The sequence below is a fragment of the Mesorhizobium sp. M1E.F.Ca.ET.041.01.1.1 genome, from assembly GCF_003997355.1.
In the GTDB taxonomy this organism is placed as follows: Bacteria; Pseudomonadota; Alphaproteobacteria; order Rhizobiales; family Rhizobiaceae; genus Mesorhizobium.
On the sequence record NZ_RZSL01000560.1, the window covers coordinates 1 to 3,874 of the forward strand.

Genomic DNA, 3,874 nt, shown 5'->3' on the forward strand with positions numbered 1-3,874 from the left:
GTAGAAGACCCTGCCCTGCCCGCCCTTCAAGAGCTTCGCCCGCGCCAGTTCCTGGCGCGCGATCTTCTGCGCCTGGACGAGCGAGTTCTTCGCCATATCCTGCAGGCGCAGCCCACCGAGCGGCAGCGTGATGCCGTCGCCGATCGCTTCGCCATTGATATCGATGAGCTCCAGGCTGCCGCCGCCGAGGTCGCCGGCGATGCCGTTGGCCGGGTGGAAGCCGGAAATGATGCCGAGCGCCGAATAATGCGCTTCCTGGCGGCCTGAGAGCACCCGGATCTCGGTCTTCAGCACGTCCTCGGCGCGGTGGATGAAGTCCGGGCCGTTAATCGCCTCGCGGGCCGCCGCGGTTGCCAGCACATACATGTGCTCGGCGCCGGCCTGGTCCGAAAGCGCGCGAAACCGCCGGAACTCCTCCATCGAGCGCGTCACCGCCTCGGGATCGAGCTTGCCCGTCGAAACGATGCCGCGGCCGAGGCCGGCCAGCATCTTTTCGTTGAACAGCAGCGTCGGCGAGCGCGCCAGCCCTTCATAGACGACAAGGCGGATCGAGTTCGATCCGATGTCGATGATCGACAGCGGCCGCCGGTCCTGGAGCCGGCCCTGGGAAATTGAAATCACGCGGCGCCGTTCTTCTTGCGGCGCTTGAACTGAGCAATGCGCTTGGGCGCATGCGATTTCAGCGCGTCACCCCGTCCGGAAAGGCTCGGATTGGTCATGAAATATTCCTGCGCGTTGAACGGCTCCTCGCCCTCCTCCAGCATGACGCGCCGGGAGGTTCCGTCTGCCAATACGTCGAAACTTTGCTGGTTGTCCATGACATTGCCCAGCATGATCTGGCCAAGCACCTGTTCATGCACAGTTGGATTGGTGATCGGCACCAGCGTCTCGACGCGGCGGTCGAGATTGCGCGGCATCATGTCGGCCGAGGAGATGTAGACGATCGCCTCGTCCGACGGCAGACCGTGGCCGTTGCCGAAGCAGTAGATGCGGCTGTGTTCGAGAAAGCGGCCGACGATCGACTTCACCCTGATGTTCTCGGACAGGCCCGGCACCTGCGGCCGCAGGCAGCAGATGCCGCGCACAACGAGGTCGACCTCGACGCCGGCGCGGCTGGCGTCATAGAGCGCGTCGATGACGGTCGGATCGACGAGTGAGTTCATCTTCATCCAGATGCGGGCCGGCCTGCCTTCACGCGCATGGCCGATCTCCTCGGAGACGTGCTTCAGGATGCGCTTGCGCAGCGTGAAGGGCGACACCGCGATGCGCATCTCCTCGGCGGGCTCCGCATAGCCGGTGATGAAGTTGAAGAGCTGGGCGACGTCGCGCGCGATCGTCGGATCGGTGGTGAAGAAGGACAGGTCGGTGTAGATGCGGGCGGTGACCGGATGGTAGTTGCCGGTGCCGAGATGCACGTAGTTGCGCAGCCGGCTGTCCTCGCGGCGCACGATGAGCGACATCTTGGCGTGGGTCTTCAATTCCAGGAAGCCGAACACGACCTGAACGCCGGCGCGCTCGAGGTCGCGCGCCCAGCGGATGTTGGCCTCCTCGTCGAAGCGCGCCTTGAGCTCGACAAGCGCTGTGACCGACTTGCCGGCCTCGGCCGCGTCGATGAGCGCGCGCACGATCGGGCTGTCGTTCGAGGTGCGGTAGAGCGTCTGCTTGATCGCGACCACTTCCGGATCGGCCGCCGCCTGGCGCAGGAACTGCACCACGACGTCGAACGATTCGTAGGGGTGGTGGACGATGATGTCCTTCTCGCGGATCGCGGCGAAGCAGTCGCCGCCATGCTCGCGGATACGCTCGGGGAAGCGCGGGTTGTAGGGCGTGAATTTGAGGTCGTCGCGCGGAACAGCGACGATCTCGGATATCTGGTTGAGCGCCAGCGGACCGGTCAAGACGCTGATGCGGCTCGACGAGACGCCGAGCTCGCCGGCGACGAAGTCGCGCAATTCGGCCGGCATCAGCGTGTCGAACTCGATGCGGATCACGGAACCGCGGCGGCGGCGCTTCAGCGCCGTCTCGAACAGGCGCACGAGATCTTCCGACTCTTCCTCGACCTCGATATCGCTGTCGCGGATGATGCGGAACGTGCCTGAGCCCTTGACCTCGTAGCCGGGAAACAGCTTGCCGATATAGATGCCGACCGCTTCCTCCAACGGGATGAAGCGGACATGGTTCTTGCGGTCGGGCAGACGGATGAAGCGTTTCAGCGCCACCGGCAGACGCAGAAGCGCGCTCATCTCCTCGCCGTTCTTGCGGTGGCGCAATTGCAGCGCCATCGAGAAACCGAGATTGGGAATGAACGGGAACGGATGCGCCGGGTCGATCGACAGCGGCGTCAGCACCGGGAAAACCTGGTCCTGGAAATGTTCTTCCAGCCAGGCCCTCTCGTCCTTGGTGAGCCCGTCGCGGGTGATGCTCTCGATGCCTTCCTTGTCGAGCAGCTCCATCAGGGTCGACAGGCTCTTCTGCTGGTCTTCCTGCAGACGCTCGACCTCGCGCAGCAACTGTTCGAGCTGCTGTTCGGGCGTGCGGCCGTCTGGGCTCTTCAGCGCGATGCCCTCGCGCACCTGGCCGGCAAGGCCGGCGACGCGGACCATGAAGAACTCGTCGAGGTTGGCGGCAGAGATCGACAGGAAGCGGACGCGCTCGAGCAGCGGGTGGCGCGTGTTGAGCGATTCCTCGAGCACGCGCCGGTTGAACTGCAGCCAGGAAAATTCCCGGTTGACGAAGCGGTCGGGATTACCGCCGTCCGGGCTTGCCGCCTCGACGGTGATGAACTCGCTCTGCACCGGCCTCAGTTCGCTCATGATTCCTGCTCTTGCCTGCAACCGTTCTCTTTGAGCGCCATACACCGCCGGACGCGTTGTGGATGCTCTAACATGCTTTCATGACGCATGATGTCACGGAATCGGTTCGTTTCCGGGGCGATGCGCTTAACCGGCTCAACTTATCCTCTGACAGGGTTTTGCGACAGTTTCATTTCATCGATCTTGCAAAGAGACCGGTTATGATCCAGATGCAAACGGGCCGAAATCAAGCCGAGACCAAATTGGAGACGACGATGGCAGGCGGTTCCATTCCACATTTCCAGAACGATGCGGGCCATCCGGTCATCGACATCGGCGTCAAGGAATTCATGTGCACCGGCGCCAACCCGCCTTTCGACCATCCGCATGTGTTCCTCGACATGGGCGACGACAACGAGAAGGTCTGCCCCTATTGCTCGACGCTCTACCGCTATTCGCCAAAGCTGAAGGCGACGGAAACGCAGCCTGCCGGCTGCCTCTATATCGACCAGGCCGCCTGATTCTGCGCGATCATGGATGAGGCGCGGTCCCGGCAGGTCGTCATCGCCGGGGCCGGCATAGCCGGGCTGACGGCGGCGCTGGCCTTTACGGAGCGCGGCTACCCCGTCACGGTGCTGGAGCAGGCCAGGCAGCTCGAAGTCGTGGGCGCCGGGCTCCAGCTTTCTCCCAACGCGACCCGCATCCTGCGCCGGCTCGGCGTGCTCGACCGCTTACGGCTGAGCGCGATCAGGCCGGAAGCGGTGGTGCTTAAGGACGCCGCCACCTTGCGCGAGCTGGCACGCGTGCCGCTGGGCCAGGCCGGCGAAGACCGCTGGCGAGCGCCCTATCTTGTGGCGCACCGCGCCGACCTGCATGCCGCGCTGACGGCGACGGTTGCGGAGCGGCCCGAGATCGAGCTTGTGACAGGCGCACGGGTGACGGCCATCGCCATTTCGTCTCCCAACATCACCGTCACATCCGAAACGGATGGCGACAGCATCGAGGTCGCCGGAGGCCTGCTGGTCGGCGCCGACGGCGTCTGGTCGACGGTGAGATCGCAACTTGCCGGCAGAGAGCCCGCT

The 3,874-nt window shown here is 64.3% G+C and carries 3 protein-coding genes and 1 pseudogene; 2 read left to right on the forward strand and 2 right to left on the reverse strand.

Features of this window, described 5'->3' with window-relative positions; all coding sequences use genetic code 11:
• Positions 1-621, reverse strand: a pseudogene (locus EOA38_RS30135) (exopolyphosphatase); the annotation flags it as partial.
• Entirely contained in the window at positions 618-2,813 is a 2,196-nt protein-coding gene (locus EOA38_RS30140) for an RNA degradosome polyphosphate kinase (RefSeq protein WP_126094470.1), read from the reverse strand. The pseudogene EOA38_RS30135 and the gene EOA38_RS30140, both read right to left, overlap by 4 nt.
• A 254-nt stretch (positions 2,814-3,067) precedes the next feature.
• Between EOA38_RS30140 and EOA38_RS30145 the strand changes: the two genes are divergently transcribed.
• Both EOA38_RS30145 and EOA38_RS30150 read left to right on the forward strand, forming a co-directional pair.
• Positions 3,068-3,313 carry a zinc-finger domain-containing protein gene (locus EOA38_RS30145; protein ID WP_126094471.1) on the forward strand — a complete coding sequence of 82 codons (246 nt, stop codon included), beginning with the start codon at positions 3,068-3,070 and terminating at the stop codon, positions 3,311-3,313.
• Positions 3,314-3,325: 12 nt separating this feature from the next.
• Positions 3,326-3,874, forward strand: a 549-nt coding sequence (locus EOA38_RS30150) for an FAD-dependent monooxygenase (protein WP_127300949.1), incomplete at its 3' end; no start/stop codon positions are given.

What these genes read in the sequence shown, in the direction of transcription:
- EOA38_RS30140 (WP_126094470.1), bottom strand. Translation starts at nt 2,813, where the DNA reads ATGAGCGAACTGAGGCCGGTGCAGAGCGAGTTCATCACCGTCGAGGCG.
- EOA38_RS30145 (WP_126094471.1), top strand. Translation starts at nt 3,068, where the DNA reads ATGGCAGGCGGTTCCATTCCACATTTCCAGAACGATGCGGGCCATCCG.